The following is a 25,663-nucleotide window of genomic DNA, read 5'->3' as shown; positions in this document are numbered from 1 at the left end:
GTGACGGGGGTGTTACGTGCCCCCAGCCTGCCTCCTCCCACCGCCCCACGACAGCAGCACGCGCGAGGGTGTCGCCGCGCGGGCCCGCCTGGCCACCGGGGTGGGACGGCGGCGAGGATGGGGGCGTGACTGCACCGGTACAGCTGCGCGTCGCACTCGCCCAGGTCGACACCCGGGTCGGTGACCTCGCCGGCAACGCGGACCTCGTGGCCGACTGGACGCGGCGGGCGGCGGGCGAGGACGCCCACCTCGTCGTCTTCCCGGAGATGACCCTCACCGGCTACCCGGCCGAGGACCTCGTGCTGCGGGAGTCCTTCGCCCGGGCCAGCGAGCAGACGCTGGTCGACCTGGCCGCCCGGCTGGCCGCCGACGGGCTCGGCGACACCGCTGTCGTCGTGGGCTACCTGGCACACACCGAGGGTGCAGGACCCGCACCGGTCGACAGCACCCCGACGGACGCCGAGGACACCCCCGGTGACGCCAACCCCCGGCATGGTGCCCCGCGCAACGCCGCGGCTCTGCTGCACGGTGGCCGAGTGGTGGCCCGCTACCACAAGCGCCACCTGCCCAACTACGGCGTCTTCGACGAGGCCCGGTACTTCGTGCCCGGCACCGAACTGCCGGTCGTGCGGCTGCACGGCGTCGACGTCGCGCTGACCATCTGCGAGGACCTCTGGGTCGAGGGCGGCCCGTGCGGCGTCGCCGGGCAGGCCGGCGTCGACCTCGTCGTCTCCCCCAACGCCTCCCCCTACGAGCGGGCCAAGGACGACCTGCGGCTGCCGCTGGTGCAGCGCCGCGCCGCGGAGGCGCACGCCCCGATCGTCTACTGCAACCTCGTCGGCGGGCAGGACGAGCTGGTCTTCGACGGCGACTCCCTCGTGGTGGCCGCCGACGGTGGGCTGCTGGCCCGCGCGCCGCAGTTCGTCGAGCACCTGATGACGGTCGACCTGGCGCTGGACACCGCCGCGGTGACCGAACGGCGCGAGGGCCGGATCGGGCCGATGACGGTGACCCGGCACGTGCTGAGCGAGGAGCCGGTCGCCGCGTTCGACGCCCGGCCCGGCACCGTCGCCGACCCGCTCCCCGACGCCGAGGAGGTCTGGCGGGCACTCGTGCTGGGGCTGAAGGACTTCATCGACAAGAACGGCATGCCCTCGGTGGTGCTCGGCATGTCCGGCGGCATCGACTCCGCGCTGGTCGCCGCCCTCGCCGTCGACGCCCTGGGGGCCGAGCGGGTGCACGGCGTGGGTCTGCCCAGCGAGTACTCCAGCGAGGGGTCGCTGACCGACGCCGCGGACTCCGCGCAGCGGCTGGGCATGCACTACTCCGTCGTCCCGATCGCCCCGATGGTCGAGGCCTACCGGAGCTCGGTGGAGCTGTCGGGGGTCGCCGCGGAGAACCTGCAGGCCCGGGTGCGCGGCACGCTGCTCATGGGGCTGTCCAACCAGCACGGGCACCTGCTGCTGGCCACCAGCAACAAGAGCGAGGTGGCCGTGGGCTACTCGACGCTCTACGGCGACGCCGCCGGCGGGTTCGCCCCGATCAAGGACGTGCTCAAGACCCTGGTCTGGGAGCTCGCCCGCTGGCGCAACGCGCACGCCCGCGAGCGCGGCGAGGTCGAGCCGATCCCGCAGAACTCGATCGACAAGCCGCCGTCGGCCGAACTGGCACCGGGCCAGCAGGACAGCGACTCGCTGCCCAGCTACGAGGAGCTCGACGCGGTCATCACCGACTACGTCGACCGTGACCTCGGCATGGCCGAGCTGCTCGAGCGCGGTCACGACCCGGAGATCGTCGCCCGCGTGCTGCGGATGATCGACCTCGCGGAGTTCAAGCGCCGCCAGTCCGCGCCGGGCACCAAGATCTCGCTCAAGGCCTTCGGCCGCGACCGCCGGCTGCCCATCACCAACCGCTGGCGGGAGAGCCTGCCCAGCGTCGTCGAGGGGGCGCAGTCGTGACCGAGTCGGTGCTCTACGGCGGGACGTCGACCGCGCGGGTGCGGGTGCACCACCTGCGGCAGGCCAAGGAGCGGGGCGAGCGGTGGGCGATGCTCACCGCCTACGACACCCACTCGGCGCAGGTCTTCGAGGAGGCCGGCATCCCGGTGCTGCTGGTCGGTGACTCCGCGGGCAACGTCGTCCTCGGCCAGACCTCCACGGTCGCCGTCACCGTCGAGGACATGCTGCTGATGACCCGCGCGGTCACCCGCTCGACGTCCCGCGCGCTGGTGGTGGCCGACCTGCCGTTCGGCAGCTACGAGGCCTCGCCCGAGCAGGCCTTCGCCACCGCGGTGCGGATGATGAAGGAGGGCGGGGCGCAGGCGGTCAAGCTCGAGGGCGGGGTGCGCGTGGCCCCGCAGATCCGGCTGCTCACCCAGGCCGGCATCGCGGTCATGGCCCACATCGGCTTCACCCCGCAGAGCGAGCACGCCCTCGGTGGCTTCCGGGTGCAGGGCCGCGGAGCCGGGGCCGAGCAGCTGCTGGCCGACGCCCGCGCGGTGCAGGAGGCCGGGGCCTTCGCCGTCGTCATGGAGATGGTGCCGGCCGCGATCGCCGCGCAGGTGACGGCCGAGCTGGCCATCCCCACGATCGGCATCGGCGCGGGCCCGGACTGCGACGCCCAGGTGCTGGTCTGGCCGGACATGGCCGGCATGACCTCCGGGCGGGTGCCGCGGTTCGTCAAGCGGTATGCCGACCTGCGCGGGGAGCTGCTGCGGGCCACCCAGGAGTTCGCCACCGAGGTCCGTGACGGCACCTTCCCGACCGCCGAGCACAGCTTCGAGTGACGCGGAGTCGATCCGTCGGCGTCACGCCGACAGGTCCACTCCGCTCAGGGCTGGAAGGGGCGGCCGTTGAGCTCGATGCCGCGTGGCGTCGTGTCGCGTGGTGTCGTGTCGCGCAGCGCCTCGGCGACGGCGTCGAGCAGGTCGTCGACCTGGTCCTCGTCGTAGCCGCGCCCCGACCGGAACCCCGGCTTGGCGAAGACGACGTCCTCCACCTCGTCGGCGCCCAGCGACGGCTCCCGCCCGGCCGCGCGGGCATCCAGCGCCTCGGCCGCGCGGGCGAGGAAGGCGTCGACCTCCTCCGGCCGGTAACCGCGCCTGCCGAGGGGCGGCCGGCCGATCCGGGTGGCGCGCAGCTCGGCGCCGGTGAGGCCGGCCATCACACGTCGGTGATGCGGACGCCGGCGTGGGCGCGGTAGCGGCGGTTGACCGAGACCAGGTTGATGGTGAGCGCCTCGACCTGGCGGGCGTTGCGGAGCCGGCCGGCGTAGACCCCGCGCATGCCCGGCAGCCGCCCGGCCAGCGCCTGCACCAGGTCGGTGGCCTCGCGGACGTCGCCGACGACCATCACGTCGCCCTCGAGCGTGGGCCGGGACAGGTCCTCCAGCGTCACCGCCGACAGGTGGTGGAACGCGCCGACGACGTGGCTGTCGGGGAGCAGCACCGCGGCCTGCTGGCACACGCTGCCCTCGACGACGTCGAGCACGTAGGCGCCGAGCTCGTCCCAGCCCATCGGCACCACGCAGTCGACGACGACCTTGCCGGCCAGCGGGGTGGCCAGCTCGGCGAGGGTGTCGGCGTGACCGGCGTAGGGGACGGCGACGACCACCAGGTCCGCGGCACCCGCGACGTCGACGTTCGACCCGCCGCGCACGGACACCTCACCGGCGCCGGCGACGGCCGCGGCCCGGGTCGCCACCTCGGCCGCGACCTCCTCGGCCCGTGCGGCGTCCCGGGACCCCAGCAGCACGCGCTGCCCGGCCGCGGCCAGCCGCACCGCGAGCCCGCGGCCCTGCGGCCCGGTGCCCCCGAGCACGCCGACGACCAGGTCCTCCACCGCGCGTCCGTCCGTCACGACCCCTCCTGACCTGCGGCGGGCACCCCCGGCCGGGCGCGCCCCTGCGGTCGATCATGCCCCGCGGGGCGACGCCGGGCGCGGCGGGTCAGTCCTCGCGCCAGGCGCGGTCGGCGGCGTCCTCCTGCTCGTTCCGCTCGGCGACCTTCTCCAGCGCGTGCTCGGCCTCGGCCCGGGTCTCGTAGGGGCCGAGGCGGTGGCGCTCGGCGCAGCCGTCCCGGGTCTCGACGGTGTGGTGCTTGAGGCAGAAGTACCAGGGGCCGGTGTCCATCGGTCGTCCTCTCTCGCGGTGCGCGGTCACCCCCAGCCTCGCACCGCGACCGCCGGGCCGCGTGCGGTCCCGGACGTGCGGCCGAGACAGCGCGCCGACGGCGGCGCCGCGGACTCCGGCGCTGCGGCATGCTGCACGCCATGGCAGGGGCGCACACGCCCGCACAGGGGCACCGGCACGGGGCGACCTCCGCCGCGTCCGCCGAGACCCCGCTCACCGGCCGGAACACCGACCGGCGACTGGTCGCCTGGTGCCTGGCCGCTCTGCTGGCCGCCGGCGTCGCGCTCGGCTCGGTCAACCTGCTCGTCCCCGGCGCCCTCCGCGACGGCGCCAGCCGGCCGGTCTACGTGGGCGTGCTCGGCGTCGGCCTGCTGGTGGCCGCCGGTCTGGCCGTCCGGCGGCGGGTGGGCGAGGCGGCGACGGTGGCCCTGGTGCTCTTCGGCGACGTGTCCTACGTCGTCCTGGCCTGGGCGACGACCGACCCGCTGCGCTACGCGCCCCCGTTGATGCTGCTGTCCACCTGCTTCGTGGCGGCCTGGTTCCTGGGCGCCCGCGCGCTGGCCGTGCACATGGTCGCGGTGCTGGTCGCCTGCGCCGTGGTGCTGGCCGACAGCTACGACTCCCTGGGCGCACTCGTGGTGCCGGTGGCGGCCAGTGCCGGGATGCTCGACGTCGTCACGCTGGGGGTCTTCCTGCTGCGCCGCCGGGTGCAGCGGCTGCTGGCGGCCACCCTGGAGCTCTCCTCCACCGACCCGTTGACCGGGCTGGCCAACCGGCGGTCGCTGGTGGACCAGTCGCCCCGCGTCTGGCGGCAGGCGCGCCGCGACGGGCAGCGGGTCGCCGCGCTCGTGCTCGACCTCGACCACTTCAAGCGGCTCAACGACGCCTTCGGGCACGCGGTCGGCGACGAGGTGCTGCGCGGGGCGTCCGCGGCCCTGGCCGCCAGCGTCCGGCCGCCGGACGTGCTGGCCCGCACGGGTGGCGAGGAGCTGGTCGTGCTCGGGCTGGTGTCCGACCCCGACGAGGCCCGGCGGCTGGCCGAGCGGCTGCGCCGGGCGGTGGCCGGCTGCGGAGCCGGCCGGCCGTGGCAGGTGACCGCCTCGATCGGGGTGGCGCTGGCCCACCCGGCCGACGGCGAGGACCCGGTCGACGCGCTCTGGCGCCTCGTCGACCGCGCCGACGCCGCCATGTACGCGGCCAAGGAGTGCGGCCGCGACCGGGTGCACGTGGCCGGGGGCGACGCGCACCCGGTCCCGCGCGCTCCTGAGCGGGGACGGCGCAGCGCCGGCCCGGCCGCCGGGGGCGGGGCCTGAGCCCGACGGCCCGTCCGGCGCTGCGCCGTCCGTTCTGCTTTCCTGCCTGCATGACCGCGACCACCGGCCGACCCGCTCCCGGCCCCGGGACGCCCGACCCGACGCGCACGGTGCCGCTCCCGCTGCGCGAGCAGGCCGACGTCCGCGACCGCTGGCTCACCCAGCGGCTGCTGGACCTGCTGCCGGGCCTGATGGACCGCGCCGGCATCGACCTGTGGGTGGTCCTGGGTCGGGAGTACAACGAGGACCCGGTGCTGGCGACGCTGCTGCCGGCGTCGTGGCTGTCGGCCCGCCGGCGCACCGTCCTGCTGTTCCACCGCAGCGACGACGGGGTGACCGCGGCCGCCGTCTCGCGCTACCCGGTGGGCCAGTTCCAGCCCGCGTGGGAGGCCGACGAGCAGCCGGGGCTGACCGCCGAGCAGTCGCAGTGGGCCTCGGTCCGCCGCTTCGTCGACCAGGCCGCCCCCGCCCGGATCGGCGTCGACGTCTCCGCCACCTTCGCCCATGCCGACGGGCTCTCGCACACCGAGCACGGGCAGCTCATGGCCGCGCTCGGCCCGCACGGCGACCGGGTCGTGTCGGCCGAGGCGCTGGCCGTCGGGTGGCTGGAGACCCGGCTGCCGGAGGAGATCGCGGCGCTGCACGCGATGAACCGGCTCGTGCACGAGGTGATCGACGAGGCGTTCTCCCCCGCGGTGATCACCGTCGGCGAGACCACCGCGCTGGACGTCGCCTGGTGGATCCGGCAGCGCTTCGCCGACCTCGGCGTGGACCCGTGGTTCCAGCCGACCGTCGACCTGCAGCGGGCGGGCAGCCCGCTCGTCGACGCGCAGGGCACGGCGCTGCCCGGCGTGGCCTACGACGCCGCCATCTGCCCCGGCGACCTGGTGCACTGCGACGTGGGCCTGTCCAGCCTCGGGCTGATGACCGACACCCAGCGCAACGCCTACGTGCTGGCCGACGGAGAGACCGCTCCCCCGCCCGGGCTGGTCGCCGCGCACGCGGTGGGCAACCGGATGCAGGACCTGACCACCGCGGCGCTGCGTCCCGGGCGCACCGGGGACGAGGTGCTCGCCGCCGCCCGCGCCGCCGCCGCGCAGGCCGGCGTCGACGGCGACGTCTACTCCCACCCGGTGGGCGTGCACGGCCACGGCGCCGGGCCGGCGATCGGGATGTGGGACGCCCAGGACGGCGTCCCGGGGGCCGGTCGGGCGCCGGTGCACCCGGACACCGTCTGGGCCCTCGAGCTGTGCGTGCGGGTGCCGGTGCCGGAGTGGGGCGGTCAGGTGGTGCGGATGGGCCTGGAGCAGGGCATCGCGCTCACCACGGACGGCGTGGAGTACCTCGACGCCCGGCAGACCGAGCTGATCGTCATCCCCGGTCGGTGAGCCCCGCCCGGTCGGTGAGCTCGGCGCGGTCGGTGAGCTCGGCGCGGAGCCGGCGCACCTCCGCGGTCAGCTCCCGCAGCTCGGCACGCAGGGCCTCGTCGGCCGCGGCGTCGGCGGCGTCGTCCTCGGCGCGGGCCGCGTCGGCGACCCGGCGGACGAACCACGACGCGACGGCTGCGGTCACCGTCCCGAGCAGGGCGATCCCGGCGACCATCAGCAGCCCGGCGACCAGCCGGCCCTCGCCGGTGACCGGGTAGCGGTCGCCGTAGCCGACGGTGGTGATCGTGGTGAACGCCCACCACAGGGCGTCACCGAAGGTGGTGATGGTGGCCTCGGGGTCGCCGCGCTCGGCGTCGAGCTCGGCCAGCGAGGCCATGAAGACGACGAGTGACGCGGTGAGGGTGACGTAGGCGGCCACCCGGCCGTGCAGCGAGGTGGTCAGCCGCCGGTCGATGACCCGGGCGACCCGGACGAGGCTGAGGATGCGCAGCGGCCGCAGGAGCGGGAGGACGACGGCGACCCCGTCGATCCAGTTGTGGCGCACGAACTGCCACCGGTGGTCGGCCAGCGTCAGCCGGAGCACGTAGTCGACGAGGAACACCGGCCAGGCGATGACCGTGACCACGTGCAGCGTCGTGAGCAGCCACCCGGGCAGGTCCGGGCGCAGCACGCCCCAGGCGTAGGCGGCCATGAAGAGGACCGCCAACCCGATGAGCGGCCACTGGCTGGCCTCCTCGTAGCGGCGGCGCAGGTCGTCCTTGGTCACCGGGCCAGTGTCGCGGGCCTACCTCCGGCGGGCCGCGGCGGTGGCCCGGTCGTTGGCCTCCTGCAGCGCGTCGGCCAGCTCGTCCTTGCTCATGGTCGACCGGCCGTCGATGCCGGCGTCCTTCGCCAGGTCGTAGAGGTGGGCCTTGGAGGCATTGGCGTCCACGCCGCCCTTGCTGTCGAGCTGGGTGTCGGCGTCGCCCCGCGCCGACTGGTCGTCGCTGGGGCCCTTGGCACCGCCCGGCTTGGGCTGCCAGTGGTCGCCGACCTTCTCGTGGGTGTGCTTGACCGCGCCCCAGGCGACCCGCGCGGCCCGCTGCTCGTCGCCGTACTCGTCCAGTGCGGAGTCGTGTGCCTTGGCGAACGTCCGCTGCGCCTTCTCGTCCGAGCGCTGCAGCGTGCTGGGCAGCTCCTCGGGCACCGCGTCGCCGTGCTCCGTCGTCCTCGCCACGTCGGCTCCTCTCGTCGGCCGGTGCGGTACCCCGCAGCCGGGAGGGGCACTCCCCCCGGCTGCGGGGTGGGTGGGTCAGCCCCGCTTCGCGGGCTGGCCGAAGCGCCAGCCCTGCGCGCGCAGCTCGGGGATCATCCGGTCGACGGCCTCGACGGTGCCGCTGCGGTCACCGCCTCCGTCGTGCATCAGGGCGACGGCCTCCGGGGTGATCCGGGCACGGATCCGGTCGACGAGGACGTCGGCCCCGGGCTCCTCCCAGTCACCGATGTCGAAGGCCCAGCCCAGCGGCTGCATGCCCAGCTGCGCCGCGACCTGCGCGCTCTGCCCCCAGCTGCCGTACGGCGCCCGGAAGTAGGGGATGTCGGCCCGCGGTGCGGCCTGGTGGATCAGCGCGCTGGTGGCCTCGAGGTCCGCGCGGACCTGCTCCGGCGTCCAGGTCGAGAGGTCGGCGTGGGTCATGGTGTGGTTGCACAGGGTGTGCCCCTCGGCGGCGATCCGGCGCACCAGCTCGGGGTGCTCGCGGACGTGGTCGCCCCACAGGCAGAAGGTGGCCTTCACGTGGTGCTCGCGCAGGACGTCGAGCAGCGCCGGGGTGTCCTCCGGGTCGGGGCCGTCGTCGAAGGTGAGGGCCACCACCCGGCCCTGCTGCTGGGTCGTGGTGACGACCTGGTCGTCGACCCGGCCCCCGTGTCCGTGGCCGTTGCCGTGCCCGGGGCCGCCGGCCTGCGCCGGACCGGCGGCGAGCAGGACGGCGAGGAACCCGATCGCGACCGGGGCGAGGCGGCGGCGGAGTCGTGCGCGTGGGGTGGTCATCGTCGACCTCCAGGGGTGGGCGCCCGCGCGGGGGCGCCGGTGGACCGGGCCCCTGACCGGGGACCCGGGACGGACTCACCGGTCGACCCGACCGGCACGCGCCGAGAACTTCCGGAACGTGACCTGCAACATAGGTGGGGCCACAGCGGGCGTCAAGACGACACCCAGCGGGGTGAGCCGGTCGCCCCGGACCCCCCGCACCGGGGAGCGCGGCCCGTAGGGTTGGACCCCGGACCAGGAGGAACAGTGACCGAGACCCGAGCACAGAACGTCACCATCGCGGCGATCGCCGCGGAGGCCGGCGTCTCGGTGCCGACGGTCTCCCGCGTCCTGAACGGACGCTCGGACGTCGCGCCGCACACCCGCGAGCGGGTGGAGCAGCTGCTGCGCCACCACGGCTACCGCCGCCGCGGTGGGCGGCCCACCACCACCGCCCGGCTGATCGACCTGGTGTTCAACGACCTCGACAGCCCCTGGGCCGTCGAGATCATCCGCGGCGTCGAGGGCGCTGCGCACGCCGAGGGCGTCGGCACCGTGGTCACCGCCATCCACCGCCGGGCCAGCGACACCCGCACCTGGCTGGACAACCTGGCCGGGCGGGCCAGCGACGGCGCGATCCTGGTCAGCAGCCAGCTCGACCCGGCGCTGGGTGCGGAGCTGCAGCGGCTGCACGTGCCCGCGGTGCTCATCGACCCGGCCGGGGTGCCGGCCCTCGACGTCCCGACCATCGGGGCCACCAACTGGTCGGGTGGGCTGAGCGCGACCGAGCACCTCATCGGCCTGGGCCACCGCCGGATCGGCGTGGTGGCCGGGACGCCGACCCTGCTGTGCAGCCGTCCGCGGCTGGACGGGCACCGCGCGGCCCTGGAGTCCGCCGGGCTGACGGTCGCCCCCGAGCTGGTCGTCGTCGGCGACTTCAGCCACGAGTCCGGGTTCCAGGCGGCCAGCACGATGCTGGCGCTGGAGGACCCGCCGACGGCGATCGTCGCGGCCAACGACCAGATGGCCTTCGGGGTCTACGAGGCGGCGCGGCGCCGCGGGCTCCGGGTGCCGGAGGAGCTGAGCGTCGTGGGCTTCGACGACCTCCCCGGTGCCGAGTGGTCGTCGCCGCCGCTGACGACCGTGCACCAGCCGCTGTCGGAGATGGGGGCGCTGGGCGCCCGCACCGTGCTGCGGCTGGTGCGCGGCGAGACGCTGGACGTGCCGCGGCTGGAGCTGGCCACCCGGCTCGTGGTCCGGGAGAGCACGGCCCCACCCGCGCGCTGAGCTGCCCGGGTCGGGGGGCAGGTCGGGTCAGGGCAGGTCGGCGGTCTCCGCGGACTGCCGGTGACCACCGTTGGCGTCGTCGGCGTCCGGGTGGATCGTGCGCTCCTCGGACTCGGCGAGGATCAGCTCGGCCTGCTTCTCCGGGTCGATGCTGCCGCCGGCCGACTGCTCCTCGGGGTACAGCTCGGCCCGGGTCTCGACGTTGTGGGCGGTGACGTTGGCGTGCGCCTCGGGCGACGGTTCCTTCATGTCGGGCATGCCGCCTCCCTACCCGCCTCCCCCGACCCGACACCGGCCGGTGTCACCCACAGCGCTCTTCGCACCTCGGAGGACACCGGCCGGTGACGTGATGGAACGGCCCCCTTGCAGGGACCCGCGCCGCGCGGAGCGTGGCGTGGGGGGCGAGGGGGCCCTTGTTCAGAAGCGGTGCGACTCCGTGCTGATGCCGAGGGACTCGGCGACCTCCTGCACGTTGGCGAACTGGGCGTGCGCGGGCAGCCGGTTGAGGTCGGCGAGCACGCGGTCGGAGGCGTGGGACTCCTGCGCCCTGGCCACCAGCGTGTCCTTGTCGGCCGGCCACACCTCCTTGCCCAGCGCCTCGGCGATGGCGGCGCGGTGCTCGACGTCCGCGGGGGTGGTGCCGGGGGACGTGGCGGCCTGGTGGGGGTCGGTCATGGTGGAGCTCCGTTCTGTCGTCCGGCCGCGGTGCGGCCGAGGGGATCGGGTGGGTCAGTGGGGGGTGGAGTCGTCCGTGTAGCGCAGGACGGCGGCCACCGGGATGTCGCCGGGCATCGCCGACCGCGGGACGACGACGACGGCGGCGCTGCTGCCGATCGCGGCGCGCAGCATCCCCAGGTCGGCCGGGACCTGGTGGGCGTCGGTGACGCCGAGGGCGGCGACGTCCTCGGCGGAGACGCCGAGCTCGAGGGCGCCGGGTCCGGCGTGCAGCTGCTCGTCGTCGGGCCGGTCGGCCAGCACGAGCGTCTCGACCTGGGCCTTGCGGAGTGCCTCGACCACGAGCGCGGTGCCGGTGATGGCCAGGCCGTGGGCGGAGGCGGCCTCGACCTGCTCGAGCACGCGGGTGGTCTCGGCGGCCTCGTTCTCCGCGACCAGCTCGGTGGCCCGGGCGGTGATGACCTCCCGGTCGGCGCCGGCGGCGCGGCCGCCCCCGTCCATGGTCACCAGGACCTCGGACACCTCCTGGCTGGCCTTGTCGGCGATCAGCTGGCGGGCGCGGACGTCACCGGCGAGCAGGACGAAGCGGGAGTGGTCGCGAATGACGACGTCGTGCACGGCGCCGGCCACCTTGCCGGCGTTCTCCTCCCACTGGTTCTCCGCGGTGTGCATGTAGGTGTTGTGCGCCCACCCGCCCACCTGGACCTTGCGCATGTGGAAGGTGCCGCCGTCGACCTGCTCGGTCTCCAGCTGCTGGCCGGTGCCGCTGGCCACGAGGACGTCGGCGCCGACGCGGTCGGCGATCACGATGACGTGCGGGACGCGGCCGGCGAGCTGGCGCAGCACCGGCAGCAGGGCCGGGTCGGGCGACCAGGTGACGACCGGGTCGCGCGGGGAGTCGGCCAGGGCCTCGTCGAGGACCACCGAGCCGTCGGCGGCCACGATGAGCGCCCGCCCCCGCAGGGTGGCCAGCTGGCCACCCTCGTTGGCCTGCAGGAGCTGGCTGCGCACGGCGTCGACCACCGGCCCGGGCGCGCCCCCGGCGGTGAGCTCCTCGGTGATGGCGCGGACCTTCAGCTCGAGCTCGGTGTCCGCGGTCTCGGTGTTGTGGGTGACGTCCGCACAGACCGTGGCGTACGGGCCGGGGGCGGTGAAGACGGCGTCCAGGAAGGTCACGTCCATGGGACGAAGGGCTCCTCGGGTCGTGCGACGTGGGCCGTGGCTGGGCCCCGACTGTGGTCTCACCCGCCTACCCAGCGCCCCCGTCCTCTCACACCCCGTGTGTCAGCAGGCCCGTGCCGGGTAGCCGGGAGGCCCCTGCCCCGGCAGGGACCACGCACGTCCGCCGCGACCGGAAGGAGCTGGGATGCCCGCGCACGACACGCTCCCGCTGCCCGACTACGACCACCTGCCCGTCGGGAGCCTCACCTCCCGCATCCGCACCCTGGACGCCGCCGGGCTGCAGATCCTGCTGACCTACGAGAAGGCGCACGCCAACCGGGTGCAGGTCATCTCGGCGATGGACCACCGGCTGGCCGACCTGCAGGCGGGGAGCCAGCCCTCCGGTGGTGACCCGGCAGCTGCCCAGCCGGAGCACGCCGCTGCCCCGGCCGGCGGCTCCGCGGTCTCGGAGGCGACGTCGGGGCCCCCGGTCAACCCGCCCTCGCACGGCGACCCGACCAACCCGGCGCAGCCCCGCTGACGGGCCGGCCGGCGGTGTCCGGGGGTCACGCCTCCGCACCGCCGGCCCGCCCCGGTGGGGTGACATGCCCCGCGCGGACTCCACCGGAGGGCGCTGCCGGCCGATGACCTCTGCATGTCCCGCCGGCTCCGACTGCTGACCGAGGTCCCCCGCGGGCTCCTCGTCCCCGTCGTCCTGCTCGCCGTCCTGCAGGTGGTGCTGGCCCTGGGGCCGGTGCGGGTGGACCAGGCCGGCCAGCTGGGCGTGGCCCTGGTGCTGCAGCTCGCCGCCTGCCGGGTGCTGACCTGGCGGGCCCGGCTGGCGCCGGCGGAACGCGCGCTCTGGCAGCGGCTGGCATGGGCCGGTGCGCTGCTGGCCGCCGGGTGCGCGGTGGCGGTCGTCGTGGTCACCGTCCGGACCGGCCAGGACACGGACCTCGTCCCGCTGGCGCTGGCGCACGTGGCCGCGTTCCCGCTGGTCTACGGCGGCATGGTGCTGTGGAACCGGGACAGCACGAACATCGCCGACCCCAGCGACACCCTGCTCGGCGCGGCCGCGGTGCTGGCCGTCGTCGCCGTCGTCGACACCGTGCTCGCACACACCGGCAGCCCGTGGGCGACCGCGCCGTGGTGGCAGGTCCAGCCGGTGCTGCTGTCCGGGGCAGCCGGGGCGGTCGTCATCGGCACCTCCGTCGCGGTGCCCTTCATCTCCGGCATGACCCGCGACCCGCGGGCCTGGCTGATCACCGGCGCGCTGACCACCGACCTGCTGGCCGGCATCTGCGCGGTGTACGGCAACCGGCTCGGCTGGGCGCTGGCCACCGCCGGCGTGCTGCTGCTGTGCCTGGCCGCCGTGGTCCGCCCCACACCCGTCCCCCGCACCATGACCGACCCGGGCGCCACGACGGTCGGCGCCTTCGTGGTGATCATCGCCTCGATCGCCGTGCTGGTGGTGACCGCGGTGGGCGCAGCCAGCCCGACGGCGGTCTTCTGCGCCGGCGTGGCCGGTGCCGCGTCCGGCGTCCGCCTGCTGCTCAACGTGCGCGACCTGTCCCAGCTGGCGGTGAGCCGCCGGGAGGCGCTCACCGACGAGCTCACCGGCCTGGCGAACCGCCGGGCCGTGCTGCGCCGGGTGGAGGAGCTCAGCGCCGAGCGGTCACCCCTCGTCCTCGGCGTCCTGGACCTGGACAAGTTCAAGGAGGTCAACGACGGCCTGGGTCACGCGGCCGGGGACGACCTGCTCCGGCTGGTGGCCCAGCGCGTCTCCCGCGGGCTGGGCCCGGGCGACGTCCTCGGCCGCCTCGGTGGCGACGAGTTCGCCCTCGTGGCCGCCGTGGCACCGGGCGGCTGCCCGGAGGAGCGCGCCGCCGAGCTCGGGGCCGCCGTGCAGGAGTGGCTCGCCGAGCCCTTCGCCGTGGGCGGGCTCACCGTGCACGTCGCGGTCAGCCTGGGGCTGACCTGTTCCGCCGGCGGACGCGACGGGGACCCGGTGGCCCCGGCCGCCCTGCTGCGCCAGGCCGACACGGCCATGTACGACGCCAAGCGCGCCGGGACGCGGGTCGTGCGCTACGACGCCGACCGGCACGGGGACAGCAGCGGCCGGCTGGCGCTGGTCGAGGAGCTGCGCGCCGGGATCGCCGGCGGTGAGCTCGTCCTGCACCACCAGCCGCAGCTGTCCGTGGCCGACCGGCGCACCGTGGGGGTCGAGGCGCTGGTGCGCTGGCAGCACCCGACCCGCGGGCTGCTCGCGCCGGCGGACTTCCTGCCGCTGGCCGAGGTGCACGGGCTGATGGGCGTGCTCACCGACGAGGTGCTGGCCCAGGCCGTCGCCCAGGCCGCCGTGTGGCACCGGGCCGGCCGCGGCCTGCGGATGTCGGTCAACCTCTCGGCCAGCAACCTGCTCGACACCGGCCTGCCCGGGCGGGTGGCCGAGCTGCTGGAGCTGCACGCCCTGCCGCCGTCGTCGCTGGTGCTGGAGGTGACCGAGACGGTGCTGCTCAGCGACCCCGACCGCAGCCTGGCCGTCGTGGGCGCGCTGACCGAGCTGGGTGCCGGGGTGAGCATCGACGACTTCGGCACCGGCTACGCCTCGCTCACCTACCTGCACCAGCTGCCGGTCGTCGAGCTCAAGCTCGACCGGTCGTTCACCGCCGACCTGCTCACGGACTCCCGCGCGGCCGCCATTGTGGCCAGCACCATCCGACTGGCCCACCAGCTGGGGCTGCGGGTGGTCGCCGAGGGCGTCGAGGACCCGGCCACCCTGGTCCACCTGCGGGCACTGGACTGCGACGAGAGCCAGGGCTACCTGCACTCCCCGCCGCTGCCCGCCGACGCCCTCGAGCAGTGGCTCACCTGCCAGGACGACAGCCGCGGACGCGACCGCGACGAGGCCCGGCCGGCGCTGCGCTGACCGTCAGCGCGCGGTGGTCGACCCGCTCGTCGCACCGGCGTCGGTGCGCTCGTGCGGGGCCAGCGCGGGGTCCCGCTGCTCCCCCAGCGTCGGCTCGTCCTTGAGCTGACCACGGCGGTGGTCCCAGACGTCGCGCAGCACCACCTGGATGATGCTGGCGGCCGGGATGGCCAGGAGCGCGCCCAGGATGCCGGCCAGCTCGACCGCGACCAGGATCGCGATGATCACCGTCAGCGGGTTGACCTTCACCGTGCGGGCGAAGACCAGCGGCTGCAGCAGGTGGTTCTCCAGCTGCTGGTAGACCAGGAAGAACACCAGGACGGCGATGCCGGCGGGCACCGAGTGGATGAACCCGGCCACCACGGCGACGACGCCGCCGATGGTGGCACCGACCAGCGGGACCAGGTCGACGATGCCGACGAACAGGGCGATCAGCCCGGCGAAGGGGACGCCGGCGATCTCCAGGACGATGAAGGTCAGCACACCGCAGACGACGCTGATCAGCAGGTTGCCCGACAGGTAGCCGGTCACGGACTTGGCGCAGTCGGTGGCGACCCGGCGGATGCGGGTGCCGGTGGCCGGGGCGAACAGGTTGGTGAACCCGTCCACGATCTTCGGGCCCTCGAGCACCATCAGGTAGGCCAGCACGATGATGGTGACCAGACCGGTGACGCCGCTGGCGATGCCGCCGAGGACGCCCTTGGCCGGGGTGGTCAGCCCGCTGGCGAAGTTGCTGATCTTGTCCTGGTTGTCCTGGACCCACTGCAGCGCGTTGGTGCGCTCGAGCAGGTCACCGATCGGGCCGCGGCCGTTGCGGGCGTCGTCGATGATCTGCGGCAGCTGCCCGGCGACCTTCGTCCCCTCCTGGGTCAGCGGGACGGCGAAGGCCGTGACCAGCGCCGCCAGCAGCAGGAACGCCACGAGGAACACCAGCAGGGTGGCCAGCGACCGGCGCTTGCCACCGAAGACCCTGCGCTGCACGAGGCCGACCACCGGGGCGAGCGCGACGGCGAAGAACGCCCCGACGACGCACCAGGTGATGATCTGCCGGGTCTCGACCACGATGTACAGCAGCAGTGCGGTGGCCAGGAGCAGACCGATGGTGGCCAGGATCGTGCGCGTGGGCACGGGCGGCTGGACCCGCGGGGCGATGGGGGAACTCACCGGTGCTGGATGCCCGCGCAGCTTTACGCGGTAAACGCAACCACCCGCCGGGCGCGGTGGACTCGGTCACGTCGCCCCGGCCGGACGGCGCTGCACAACCGCACGCTGCCCTCCCCCGGGCCTGGGACGGGTGGGACGTGGCGGGACGGACGAGGTGGACGCCGGGCGACACGGTGGGAACGCGCCCACGCGACGCTGGACGATCGGCCTACCGTTCGTCCATGCGTGATGCCCGACTCCCCTCGGTCCCCGGCTCCTCCACCTGCTCCCCCGCCCGGCTGCAGCAGCTCAAGCTGATCGCCGCCGCCCGGGTGAGCGCCTGCCGCTCGACGTCCCGCCAGCAGATCACCGACATCGTGCGGGTCACCGTCGACAACGAGGTGGACACCACCACCTTCGCCGCGATCGTGGACGACGTCGCCGGCGACGCCCTGCGCTGACCTCGCGCAGGGAGCCGCCGGCGGTGCCGCCCGGCCGCCGCTGCGGTCAGCCCCGCCCGGTGCTCCGGCGACGCCGTCCGAGGAGCACCAGGGCGATGCCCACGACGAGGGTCAGCACCCCGCCGATCGCCATCACGCCGACGTAGGCGCCGGTGTAGGCCAGCCCACCTCCCGACGGGACGGCGGTGGCGACGGTGGTCGCAGTGGTCGCACGAGCTGCCGGCCCGGCCGTCGTGCCCTGCGCGGTTATCTGCCGGGTGAGCGTCCACGTCTCCCCGTCCGGACCCACCCCGGTCGCGACGAGGGTGTGCTCGCCCGCGGGCAGTCCGGCCGGGAGGGTGACGCTCGTGTCGAAGGACCCGTCGTCCGCGACCAGCGACCCCAGCACCGTCGGCGTCGAGTAGACGACCACGGTCACCGTCGAGCCCGCCAGGTACCCGGCGCCGGCGACGTCCACGGTCTGGCCTGCCGTCACCGGTCCCGCCCCGGGGCCGTCGAGGGCACCCGAGGACGTCGGCACCTGGGCGGGGACCGGGGGTGCGGCGACCACACCGGAGGTCACCGGGGCCGCGCCGCGGCCGCCGGTCGACACCACGACCCGGTAGGACCGACCCGGCTCGGCGGCCAGCACGCAGCTGTGCTCGTCGACGGCGGCCTCGCACAGGGAGAACGGGGTGTTCTCACCGTCCTGGGCGGCGTCGTAGGACTCGGCCACGTACCCGTACACCGGACCCGACGGCGGGCTCCACGAGACCCGCAGCGACGACACCCCGGCGGTGACGCCCACGTCGGTGACGGTGACGGCGGTCGGGGTGCCGATCAGCCGGACGGGACGCACGCCGCCGCTCGGGCTCGGGCCGGCTGCGCTGAGGGCCCGCACCGCCACCGGGTAGTCACCGTTGGGCAGGTCGCGCACGAGCCCCTGCAGGAGCCCCTCGACGGGGGTCGCGAAGAGGTCGGCGGGGGCCGCGGTCACGTCCAGCGGACGCCAGGTGGCCGTGCCGTCCAGGCTGACCTCCCAGCCGGTCACCGGCGCCCAGACCTCGTGCGCGCGGGGGGTCTCCGGCTCGAAGACCAGCCGGATGACGCCCTCCTCCGGGACGGAGCCGGCGAGGACCATGCGCGGGGCACCCGGCGCGGTCGCCGGGCACGGGACGCCCACGCCCCGGACCACCCCGGCACCGCTGCCGGACGCCGCGGCGCCGTCGGCGGTCACCTCGGCGGTGACCGGGCCGCCGGACCCGAGGTCCACCGCGTTCCCGCTCGGGGTCGCCCGGGTCCCCCCGCCGACGCCACCGGTGGCCCCACCGCCGTCGCCACCGTGGGCGAGGAGACGGAGCGTGGTCCCGAAGCGGACCTCGGAACCGCCGCCACCGCCTCCGCCACCACCGGCGCCGTCAGAGGCGCCTGCGACGCCCGCGCCGTCACTGCCGTTGGTGCCCCCGGCGCCGCCGTCGGCCCACGCCCGACCAGCCGTCCCCGGGTACAGGGCGACCGTCGCCCCGGCCGTCCCCCGGGTGGTGACCCGCAGCTCGCCGCCGGTCTCGCCGGCCTGCGCACCGCTCCCGGCGCCACCGGGACCGCCGGTCACCGTCCACTCGACCGAGCAGACGTTCAACGGGACCGACGCCACCCACCCACCGCCACCGAGCGGCAGCAGGCCCGACGGTGCCGAGGTGTCCACCGTCCACACGGCCGCCGGGCTCTCCGCCCACGCCGGAGCACCGCCGGCGGGCACCAGCGCGGCGGCTGCGACGACGGCACCCACGGCCGTGCGACCGAGGACGCGGGACACCGAGGACGTTCGCTGCACGTCGACTCCCTGCTGAGTCCCGGGCACGCCGGGTCGTCGACCCGGGTCCGGATCGACCGGGAGGAGACCACGGCGACGGCGCCGATCCCGGCGGCGCCACGCGGCGTGAGGTGGGTGGGACAGCAGGTGACGCCGCCGTGACCCGGCGGCCGCCCGGGACCCGGTGTCGGCACCGGGCGGTTTACCGCGTAAAGCGGCGGGCAAGTCCGTGATCATGTCCCCCGCGACCGACCTCGAGCCCTCCGTGCCGGGTACCCGGTGAGCGACCGGGACCTGCAGCGGCTGATCTGGCGCCGCCTGTTCGAGCTGGGCCTGACCGCCGAGGAGGCGTCGGCCCGCACCCTGGGCGTCGTGTCCAAGGAGGCGGTGCGTGGGCTGATGGGCGGCCGGGCCTCGGTCTACGTCAACGACCGCGTCGCGCGCGCACTGGCCCGGGCCCTCGACGTCCCGGAGCACCGGGTCCGGGTGAGCGCCGGCCTGCCGGTGGAGGAGCCCACGACGGCCCGCACCGGACCACACCTGCGCATCGTGCGCTGAGCCGGTCGCCCTCCCACGAGCGGGAGGGCGACGGACGAGTCGGCCTGTACGCCGGGTTCTGTCCCCGGGCGCCTCACGGCGTCCCGATGGGCGGCCATCCATCTACGCCTGCCGTTGCCGACAGGCTCCAGCGGTCTACCCGCAGGCTCGGGCGGGCAGCCCTCGAACGCCTGCGCAGGACGACGGCGGACCGTCGTCCCTCTCGACCTTGCTCCGGGTGGGGTTTACCGAGCCACACCGGTCACCCGGTGTGCGGTGGTCTCTTACACCGCCGTTTCACCCTTACCAGTGCGAGCACTGGCGGTCTGTTCTCTGTGGCACTGTCCCGCGGGTCACCCCGGGTCGCTGTTAACGACCACCCTGCCCTGTGGAGCCCGGACGTTCCTCGGTGCCGGGGTCTCCCCCGCCAACGCGACCGCCCAGCCGACTCGTCCGTCGTGCAGGGACCCTACCGCGACCGGACCTCAACCCCAGTAGAGCCGGAACCCGACCCGGCGGTCGCCGTCCTCGGTGAGGGTCGCCATGTCGATCTGTCGACGCGCCTGGTCGGCGACCGGGTCCTCGGACAGCGCCTCCAGGTACCGGCGGTGCTCGGTGAGCGAGGCGACCGCCGCCTCGACCCCGGCGGTGACGTCGACGACGTGCGGCGGCGGGTCCTCGACGGCCTGGACGGCGACGTACCGCACGCCCGACCACGGCTCCCCGGCCAGGTCGGGGAAGATCCACTCGTTGGCCGCGTCGGCGACCGCGTCGAGCACCGAGCGGGTCAGCGCGCGGTGGTCGGGTGAGTTGAGGGCCCCGGGGGTGACCCCGGGCAGCGTCCAGGTGTCCCCGCCGTGCAGGGTGACCACCAGGTCGGGCCGGTGCCGGCGCACCGCCCCGGCGAGGTCGCTGCGCAGCTGGAGATCGGCGACCAGGACGCCGTCGCGGTGGTCGAGGAACTCCACCTCGGTCACCCCCACGACGGCGGCCGACCGGCGCTCCTCCTGCTCGCGCAGCGGGCCCGCCTCGGCCGGCGCCAGGCCGGCGATGCCCGCCTCGCCGCGGGTGGCCAGCAGGTAGTGGACCTCCTTGCCGGCCGCGGTCCAGACCGCGACCGCGGCGGCCAGCCCGTACTCGATGTCGTCGGGGTGCGCGGCGACGACCAGGGCGCGCTGCCAGTCGTCCGGGAAGGGAGCGGAGGTCATGGCGCGATCCTGCCCCCTCCCCGGACGGCGGTCAGTGCGCGTCGGCGGGCGCACCCTGCGGTCGGGCCTGCGGCTGGTGCCCGGCCGACGGCGCCGCGGCACGCACCAGCAGGAGCACCACCAGCGCCCCGAGCAGGCCGAGCCCGCCGCAGACGAGGAACACGTCCCGCAGGCCGCCGGCGTAGGCGGAGGCGAACAGGTCGGTCAGCCCGGCCCGGTCGGGCTCCGGTGCAGCGCCGATGAGCTGCCCGGCCTGCCCGGCGGTCAGCGCCGAGGCGGTGCCGGACGGGTCCGAGGCGCCGGCACCGGAGAGCACCGCACCGGCCCGGGCGGTGAACACGCTGCCCAGCACGGCCACGCCCAGGGCGAAGCCGAGCTGGCGGGCGGTGTTGACCGCCCCGGAGGCCATGCCGCTGCGCTCACGGGGCACCGAGGCCAGGGCGGCCGAGGCCAGCGTCGGGTTGGCCATGCCCACACCGGCACCGAGCACCGCCAGGCCCGGCACCAGCACCCGCCAGGTGGAGTCGCCGTCGACCAGCCCGAGCAGCAGGCTGCCGATCCCCACCAGCAGCAGACCGCCGGCCAGCACCAACCGCGGGGGCCGGTTCTGCAGCGCCCGGCCGGCGAACGCGGCGACGCCGAAGCTCAGCGCGGACAGCGGGATGAACACGCAGCCGGCCTCCAGCGGGGACAGCCCGCCGATCGACTGCAGCCACAGCGACATGTAGATCAGCGCGGCGAAGGCGGCGGCGTTGAGCACCAGCGCCCCGGCCATGATCCCGGTGAAGGAGCGGCTGGCGAACAGCCGGACGTCCAGCATCGGGGCGGGACGGCGCAGCTCGACGAACACCCAGCCGGCGAGGACGACCAGGCCGGCGACCATCGGTGCCCAGGCCTGCGTGCTGCCCCAGCCGTCGGAGGCCGCGCGGACCAGGCCGAACACCAGCCCGCCGGCGCCCAGGCTGAACAGCACGATGCCCGGGACGTCGGGCCGCGGGGCGCCGGGCTGCTTGGCCTCGTGCACGGCAGCCAGGGTCAGCACCACCGCGAGCACGCTGACCGGGAGGTTGACGAAGAAGATCCACCGCCACGACAGCTCGGTGAGCGCACCGCCGAGGATCGGGCCGAGCGCGGCGGAGGCGCCGACGACGGCGCCCCAGATGCCGAACGCCGTCCCCCGGTCGCGGCCCTCGTAGCTGGTGTTGATCAGGGCGATGGTGGTGGCGAACATGATCGCCCCGCCGATGCCCTGCAGGGCACGGGCGACGATCAGGAAGCCGGCGTCGGGGGCCAGCCCGGAGGCCAGCGAGGCGACCGCGAAGAGCACCAGGCCGATCAGGTAGAGCTTCCGCCGGCCGAACAGGTCGGCCAGCGAGCCGGCGCCCAGCACGAGCGCGGCCAGGGCGAGGGCGTAGACGTCGACCACCCACTGCAGCTGGCTGAACGAGGTGCCGAGATCGGTCGCCATGTCGGGGAGGGCGACGTTCACGATGGTGACGTCGATGAGGAGCATGAACGTGCCGGTGCAGATCGCGACCAGCGGCAACCACTTGCGCATGCCGACACTGTGGCGGCCGGTGCCGACAGGAAGTGAGTCGATCCGGTGAGGACGACGCGATCCTCCATCGCTGATGGTCGTGGTGCAGGATCACGCCTGTGATCGACAGCATCGACCGCCAGATCGTGCACGCGATGCAGGTCGACGGACGCGCCCCCTTCAGCCGGGTGGCTACCGTGCTCGGGGTCTCGGAGCAGACGGTCGCCCGGCGCTGGCGGCGACTGCGCGCCGACGGCGTCGTCCGGGTCCTGGGGCTGGCCACCCCGGACGCCACCGAGCCCAGCTGGCACATCCGGGTGCGGGTGCAGCCGGCGGCGGCCGGGGCGGTGGCCGAGGCGCTGGCCCGCCGTCCCGACGTGTCCTGGGTCAGCCTGACCTCCGGCGGGGCCGAGATCACCTGCTCGACCCGGCCGCGCACGCCGCGCCAGCGCGACGCGCTGCTGCTGGACCGGCTCCCCCGCACGGTGCAGGTCATCGACCTCAACGCCTTCTCGGTGCTGCACGCCTACGTGGGCGGGGAGTACGAGTGGACGGCGTTCGAGGACCCGCTGACGGCCGAGCAGATCGCCGCGCTCGACCAGGGGCCGGCACGCCCGGCGACCACCCCGACGGCACTGGACCCCGAGGACGAGGTCCTCCTCGCCGCGCTGGCCACCGACGGGCGGCTGAGCTACGCCGAACTGGCCGGGGTCACCGGCTGGTCGGAGAGCCGGGTCGCCCGGCGGGTGGAGGCCCTGCGCGCCGCCGGCACGCTGTACTTCGACCTGGAGGTCGCCAACGAGCTCCTCGGCCACCCGGTCAGCGCGATGCTCTGGCTGGGCGTCGCCCCCGCCGACCTCGCCCACGTCGGGGAGTCCCTCGCCCGGGAGCCCGAGACCGCCTTCACCGCGGTGGTCACCGGCCCGGCCAACCTGATGGTGGCGGTGGTCTGCCGGGACACCGCGCACCTGTACCGCTTCCTCACCGAGCGGGTCGGGTCGCTGCCGGTGCACACCCTGGAGACCTCCACGGTGCTGCGGCGGGTCAAGCAGGCCGGCAGCCTGATGGACGGCCCGCGGCTGACCGATCCCGAGCCCCCGCCGGTCCGCGGCCGCTGAGGACCGGCGGGGCTGCCGACCTCACCCGGGCGGGTGGGAACCGGTCGCCCACCGGACACCCGGGGCGGGCGTGGGCTCAAGTCGCCGGTCGGGAGGCCGATGACCCGGTCACGGGGTCGGTGACACCGGACGGCGTCCTGCCGGCCGGACCGGCCCCGGACTGACCGCGGGCGAGGTGCCGGCGGCCCCGAGGAGGAGTCCACAGGTGGTCACGATCGTGCCGCGCCGTCCGGTCCGGACCTGGTGGCCCGCCCTGTTGGCCTGCGCCCTCGTCGTCACGGTCGGCGGGGTGGTCGCCACCGCGCCCACCGCGGACGCCGTGCAGACCCCGACGGAGTGCGCCAACGCCGTCGGACTCGTCAACGGTGGCTTCGAGCTGCCGGCCGTGAAGGTCAACGAGCTCTCCTTCTTCGACCAGTCGAAGGTCCCCGGCTGGAAGACCACCGCCTCGGACGGTCAGATCGAGATCTGGCACAACGTGCACGAGGGCGTCACCGCCGCAGGGGGGACCCAGCACGCCGAGCTGAACGCGAACAAGCCCTCGGCGCTCTACCAGGACCTGCCCACCATCCCGGGGACGGTGATGCGCTGGAGCCTGGCCCACCGCGGTCGCACGGGTGCCGACACGATGGCCGTGAGCATCGGCCCGGCCGGCGACACCCTCGTCGAGCAGCGGCAGATCACCGACGACACCAGCGCCTGGGGCAGGTACTCCGGCCTCTACACCGTCCCCGCGGGTCAGACGACCACCCGCTTCTCCTTCGGGGCGGTCAGCACCAACGGCGGCAAGCTCAGCATCGGCAACTTCCTGGACGACATCACCTTCGGCACCAACGGCTGCCTCGTCAGCACGCAGGACGTCACCTCCTCCTCCGGCGGCCCCTACGCCCAGGCCGGCGACGTCCTCACCATCACCGTCCGGGCCACCAGCGGCGGCGGGAACCCGGCCCTCGGGACCAGCCTGTCCAGCCCCCTGCCGGCCGGCACCTCGCTCGTGCCCGGCTCCATCCGGGTGACCGGCCCCGCGGGCGCGGCCACCGTCAGCGACGGGAAGGGGGACGACCTCGGCGAGTACGACCCGGTGACGCGGCAGGTCGTCGTCCGGCTCGGCACCGGCGCCACCTCCACCACCGGCGGCTCCCTCGCCGAGGGCGAGGTGGGCACGGTGACCTACCAGGTCCGCGTCGACCCCTCGACCCAGCCCAGCACCTCCACCTCCGAGTCCGTCGTGACCTACACCGACCCGCTCGCGAACACGGTGAAGACCTCGACGACCAACACGGCGAGCATGGTCCTGAGCCCGGTCGCCGACGTCGCCGTGACGGTCGCCCGGACCAGCACCGGCGCGGTCGTCGCCGGCCTGCCCGTGACGTACACCGCGACGCTGACCAACCTCGGCGGCACGAGCTCGATCTCCGGCCAGGACTACGCCTACGCGACCCGGCTGACCAGTCAGCTGCCCGCCGCGCTGACCGCCGTCACGGGGAGCACGCCCGGTGGCACCTGCACGGTGTCCGGCAGCACCCTCACCTGCGACGTCGGCACCCTGACCAGGAACGCCACGGCCACCGTCACGGTGACCGCGACGGTGCTCTCGGACACCCCGCCGGCCGTCCGCGGGCTGGCCTTCACGGTCACGGGCACCACCGGCAGCCGCGACCTGACCCCGGGCAACGACTCCGCGACCGCGACCGACGACCTGACGGCGGTGGCCGACGTCGGGGTGACGCTGAGCACGAGCTCCGCACCGCCGGTGGCCGGGACCGACGTCACGTACACGGCCGTGCTGACCAACCGCGGCCCCTCGACCGCCCGCTCGGTCGTGCTGAGCGACGTGCTGCCGACCGGCACGTCCAACCCGCGGGGCTCGGTGCCCGGCGGCACCTGCACGGTGCCGCCCGGCAGCCCCGCCAGCCTGCAGTGCACGGTCCCCGCCGTGCAGGCAGGTGCCAGCACGACGGTGACGGTCGTGCTGTTCACCGACCCCAGCCTCACCGGCACCCTGTCGAACACGGTCTCGGTGACCGCCACGACGCCGGACCCGGCCGCTGCGGACAACACGGCCACCGTCAGCCGCACCATGACGGCCGTGGCCGACGTGCGCGCCGTGCTCACCGTGCCGCCCGGCAACGTCCCCCTCGGCGGGTCGACCGCCTACACGCTGACCATCACCAACGCGGGCCCGTCGACGGCGGTCAACGTGGGCATCTCCGGCGGTGCTCCGGCGGGCTTCACCGTGAACCCGCCGTCGAGCCCCTACTGCAGCTACTCGGGGTGCACCATCCCCTCCCTGAGGCCGGGCGCCTCTGCGGTCATCAAGGGCACCGCCCCGGTCGCCAAGTCGACCGCCCCCGGCCGGGCACCCGTGTACGCCTCCGCCTACGCCTCGACGTTCGACCCCAACACGGCCGACAACACCAGCAACACGATCGTGCTGGTGGGCGCACCGTCGCTGCAGGTCTCGGTGCTCGGGGCGATCACCGACACCCGCCGTACCCGCGGTGCCGCCACCGGCGACGACGTCGTCTGGACCTACGTGGTCAGCAACACCGGGGACGTCGACGTGACCGGCCTGAGCGTCCTGCTGGCCAACGGCAACGCCGTCCCGTCGACCTGCCAGGCGGGCACCCTGCCGAAGGGGGCCACCGCCGCCTGCCGCGCCGCCCTGCCGCAGCGGGTCACCGCCGCCGACGTGAGCGGCCTGGCCGTGAAGACCACGGCGCAGGTGACCGGTTCCTGGGTCGGCGGGACCGAGGTGCGCTCGCCGTCGGTCGGTGGGTCCGTGGTGACGGTCCTGCCGTCGGCCGGGGCGCTGCAGGCGTCCGGTGTGTCCACCACGTCCACCCTGCAGCCGTCCCCCTCGTCCATCACGTCCGTGCTGGCGCCGGCCCCGGTCCTGGGCCTGCCGGCCCCCTGGCTGCGGACGGCGTCCGCGAGCTCCGTCGTGGGGGTCCCTGCCTCGACGGGCCGGTGAGCGG

The 25,663-nt window shown here is 75.1% G+C and carries 24 protein-coding genes and 1 other RNA gene; 11 read left to right on the top strand and 14 right to left on the bottom strand.

Translation table 11 applies throughout. The annotated features are described in order from the left end of the window. Window positions 1-125: 125 nt before the first annotated feature. Together KUM42_RS18060 and panB are read left to right on the top strand one after the other, a co-directional pair. On the top strand, window positions 126-1,958 hold the full coding sequence (locus tag KUM42_RS18060) for an NAD+ synthase (RefSeq protein ID WP_237493901.1): 1,833 nt from the start codon (window positions 126-128) through the stop codon (window positions 1,956-1,958). Continuing rightward, window positions 1,955-2,785 (top strand): 3-methyl-2-oxobutanoate hydroxymethyltransferase, encoded by an 831-nt coding sequence (gene panB, locus KUM42_RS18055; RefSeq protein WP_255557517.1) that lies wholly within the window; start codon window positions 1,955-1,957, stop codon window positions 2,783-2,785. The genes KUM42_RS18060 and panB overlap by 4 nt, the downstream gene beginning before the upstream one ends. A gap of 44 nt (window positions 2,786-2,829) precedes the next feature. Here the strand turns inward: panB and KUM42_RS18050 are convergent, their stop codons facing one another. From KUM42_RS18050 to KUM42_RS18040, 3 genes are all read right to left on the bottom strand, one after another. Continuing rightward, window positions 2,830-3,162, bottom strand: a complete 333-nt coding sequence (locus KUM42_RS18050; RefSeq protein ID WP_237493900.1) for a DivIVA domain-containing protein — start codon at window positions 3,160-3,162, stop codon at window positions 2,830-2,832. After that, window positions 3,162-3,857 (bottom strand): NADPH-dependent F420 reductase, encoded by a 696-nt coding sequence (gene npdG / locus KUM42_RS18045; RefSeq protein WP_237493899.1) that lies wholly within the window; start codon window positions 3,855-3,857, stop codon window positions 3,162-3,164. The genes KUM42_RS18050 and npdG overlap by 1 nt, the downstream gene beginning before the upstream one ends. An 88-nt stretch (window positions 3,858-3,945) precedes the next feature. Beyond that, window positions 3,946-4,128, bottom strand: coding sequence for a hypothetical protein (locus KUM42_RS18040; protein ID WP_237493898.1), 183 nt, complete (start codon window positions 4,126-4,128; stop codon window positions 3,946-3,948). A gap of 140 nt (window positions 4,129-4,268) precedes the next feature. Between KUM42_RS18040 and KUM42_RS18035 the strand changes: the two genes are divergently transcribed. Both KUM42_RS18035 and KUM42_RS18030 read left to right on the top strand, forming a co-directional pair. Further along, a complete protein-coding gene (locus KUM42_RS18035) occupies window positions 4,269-5,441 on the top strand; it encodes a diguanylate cyclase (protein WP_237493897.1) in 1,173 nt (390 codons plus the stop codon). Between the two features lie 50 nt (window positions 5,442-5,491). Continuing rightward, window positions 5,492-6,829 carry a M24 family metallopeptidase gene (locus KUM42_RS18030; protein WP_237493896.1) on the top strand — a complete coding sequence of 446 codons (1,338 nt, stop codon included), beginning with the start codon at window positions 5,492-5,494 and terminating at the stop codon, window positions 6,827-6,829. On the opposite strand, the gene KUM42_RS18025 is transcribed toward KUM42_RS18030, so the two are convergent. The 3 genes from KUM42_RS18025 to KUM42_RS18015 form a co-directional block, all read right to left on the bottom strand. After that, window positions 6,813-7,595, bottom strand: coding sequence for a potassium channel family protein (locus KUM42_RS18025; RefSeq protein WP_237493895.1), 783 nt, complete (start codon window positions 7,593-7,595; stop codon window positions 6,813-6,815). The two genes, KUM42_RS18030 and KUM42_RS18025, sit on opposite strands and share 17 nt — an antisense overlap. 18 nt (window positions 7,596-7,613) lie before the next feature. Beyond that, window positions 7,614-8,045, bottom strand: a complete 432-nt coding sequence (locus KUM42_RS18020) for a ChaB family protein (RefSeq protein ID WP_237493894.1) — start codon at window positions 8,043-8,045, stop codon at window positions 7,614-7,616. 75 nt (window positions 8,046-8,120) lie between these two features. After that, window positions 8,121-8,858 carry a polysaccharide deacetylase family protein gene (locus tag KUM42_RS18015; RefSeq protein WP_237493893.1) on the bottom strand — a complete coding sequence of 246 codons (738 nt, stop codon included), beginning with the start codon at window positions 8,856-8,858 and terminating at the stop codon, window positions 8,121-8,123. 246 nt (window positions 8,859-9,104) lie between these two features. Between KUM42_RS18015 and KUM42_RS18010 the strand changes: the two genes are divergently transcribed. Then, a complete protein-coding gene (locus KUM42_RS18010; RefSeq protein WP_237493892.1) occupies window positions 9,105-10,124 on the top strand; it encodes a LacI family DNA-binding transcriptional regulator in 1,020 nt (339 codons plus the stop codon). A gap of 27 nt (window positions 10,125-10,151) precedes the next feature. Here KUM42_RS18010 and KUM42_RS18005 read toward each other — a convergent pair whose 3' ends face one another. From KUM42_RS18005 to KUM42_RS17995, 3 genes are all read right to left on the bottom strand, one after another. Then, window positions 10,152-10,382 carry a hypothetical protein gene (locus KUM42_RS18005; protein WP_237493891.1) on the bottom strand — a complete coding sequence of 77 codons (231 nt, stop codon included), beginning with the start codon at window positions 10,380-10,382 and terminating at the stop codon, window positions 10,152-10,154. A gap of 159 nt (window positions 10,383-10,541) precedes the next feature. Next, a complete protein-coding gene (locus KUM42_RS18000; RefSeq protein WP_237493890.1) occupies window positions 10,542-10,799 on the bottom strand; it encodes a DUF2795 domain-containing protein in 258 nt (85 codons plus the stop codon). 54 nt (window positions 10,800-10,853) lie between these two features. Next, window positions 10,854-11,981 carry a Vms1/Ankzf1 family peptidyl-tRNA hydrolase gene (locus tag KUM42_RS17995; RefSeq protein WP_237493889.1) on the bottom strand — a complete coding sequence of 376 codons (1,128 nt, stop codon included), beginning with the start codon at window positions 11,979-11,981 and terminating at the stop codon, window positions 10,854-10,856. Window positions 11,982-12,165: 184 nt separating this feature from the next. On the opposite strand from KUM42_RS17995, the gene KUM42_RS17990 reads away from it, so the two are divergent. Both KUM42_RS17990 and KUM42_RS17985 read left to right on the top strand, forming a co-directional pair. Then, window positions 12,166-12,501 (top strand): hypothetical protein, encoded by a 336-nt coding sequence (locus tag KUM42_RS17990; protein WP_237493888.1) that lies wholly within the window; start codon window positions 12,166-12,168, stop codon window positions 12,499-12,501. Window positions 12,502-12,615: 114 nt separating this feature from the next. Continuing rightward, window positions 12,616-14,889 carry a bifunctional diguanylate cyclase/phosphodiesterase gene (locus KUM42_RS17985; protein WP_237493887.1) on the top strand — a complete coding sequence of 758 codons (2,274 nt, stop codon included), beginning with the start codon at window positions 12,616-12,618 and terminating at the stop codon, window positions 14,887-14,889. A 3-nt stretch (window positions 14,890-14,892) separates the two neighbouring features. Here the strand turns inward: KUM42_RS17985 and KUM42_RS17980 are convergent, their stop codons facing one another. Beyond that, entirely contained in the window at window positions 14,893-16,053 is a 1,161-nt protein-coding gene (locus tag KUM42_RS17980; RefSeq protein ID WP_237493886.1) for an AI-2E family transporter, read from the bottom strand. 221 nt (window positions 16,054-16,274) lie between these two features. Between KUM42_RS17980 and KUM42_RS17975 the strand changes: the two genes are divergently transcribed. Beyond that, window positions 16,275-16,493: a hypothetical protein gene (locus KUM42_RS17975; RefSeq protein WP_237493885.1), complete on the top strand. Its 219-nt coding sequence runs from the start codon at window positions 16,275-16,277 to the stop codon at window positions 16,491-16,493. Window positions 16,494-16,539: 46 nt separating this feature from the next. On the opposite strand, the gene KUM42_RS17970 is transcribed toward KUM42_RS17975, so the two are convergent. Beyond that, a complete protein-coding gene (locus KUM42_RS17970; RefSeq protein ID WP_237493884.1) occupies window positions 16,540-18,306 on the bottom strand; it encodes a hypothetical protein in 1,767 nt (588 codons plus the stop codon). Window positions 18,307-18,564: 258 nt separating this feature from the next. On the opposite strand from KUM42_RS17970, the gene KUM42_RS17965 reads away from it, so the two are divergent. Next, on the top strand, window positions 18,565-18,843 hold the full coding sequence (locus KUM42_RS17965; protein WP_237493883.1) for a hypothetical protein: 279 nt from the start codon (window positions 18,565-18,567) through the stop codon (window positions 18,841-18,843). A 31-nt stretch (window positions 18,844-18,874) separates the two neighbouring features. On the opposite strand, the gene rnpB is transcribed toward KUM42_RS17965, so the two are convergent. From rnpB to KUM42_RS17950, 3 genes are all read right to left on the bottom strand, one after another. Continuing rightward, an RNA gene (gene rnpB, locus KUM42_RS17960) (RNase P RNA component class A) lies at window positions 18,875-19,274 on the bottom strand. Window positions 19,275-19,307: 33 nt separating this feature from the next. Then, window positions 19,308-20,030 (bottom strand): PIG-L deacetylase family protein, encoded by a 723-nt coding sequence (locus KUM42_RS17955; protein ID WP_237493882.1) that lies wholly within the window; start codon window positions 20,028-20,030, stop codon window positions 19,308-19,310. A gap of 31 nt (window positions 20,031-20,061) precedes the next feature. Beyond that, the gene (locus KUM42_RS17950; RefSeq protein WP_237493881.1) at window positions 20,062-21,588 is read right to left on the bottom strand and encodes an MFS transporter; all 1,527 of its coding nucleotides are present in this window, start codon (window positions 21,586-21,588) and stop codon (window positions 20,062-20,064) included. Window positions 21,589-21,686: 98 nt separating this feature from the next. On the opposite strand from KUM42_RS17950, the gene KUM42_RS17945 reads away from it, so the two are divergent. Together KUM42_RS17945 and KUM42_RS17935 are read left to right on the top strand one after the other, a co-directional pair. Beyond that, window positions 21,687-22,685 carry an Lrp/AsnC family transcriptional regulator gene (locus tag KUM42_RS17945; protein WP_237493880.1) on the top strand — a complete coding sequence of 333 codons (999 nt, stop codon included), beginning with the start codon at window positions 21,687-21,689 and terminating at the stop codon, window positions 22,683-22,685. A 205-nt stretch (window positions 22,686-22,890) separates the two neighbouring features. Continuing rightward, window positions 22,891-25,659 carry a DUF11 domain-containing protein gene (locus tag KUM42_RS17935; RefSeq protein ID WP_304610713.1) on the top strand — a complete coding sequence of 923 codons (2,769 nt, stop codon included), beginning with the start codon at window positions 22,891-22,893 and terminating at the stop codon, window positions 25,657-25,659. Window positions 25,660-25,663 lie beyond the last annotated feature (4 nt).

Source organism: Modestobacter sp. L9-4 (assembly GCF_019112525.1).
Taxonomy (GTDB): Bacteria; Actinomycetota; Actinomycetes; order Mycobacteriales; family Geodermatophilaceae; genus Modestobacter.
This window is presented reverse-complemented; position numbering and strand designations above follow the sequence as displayed.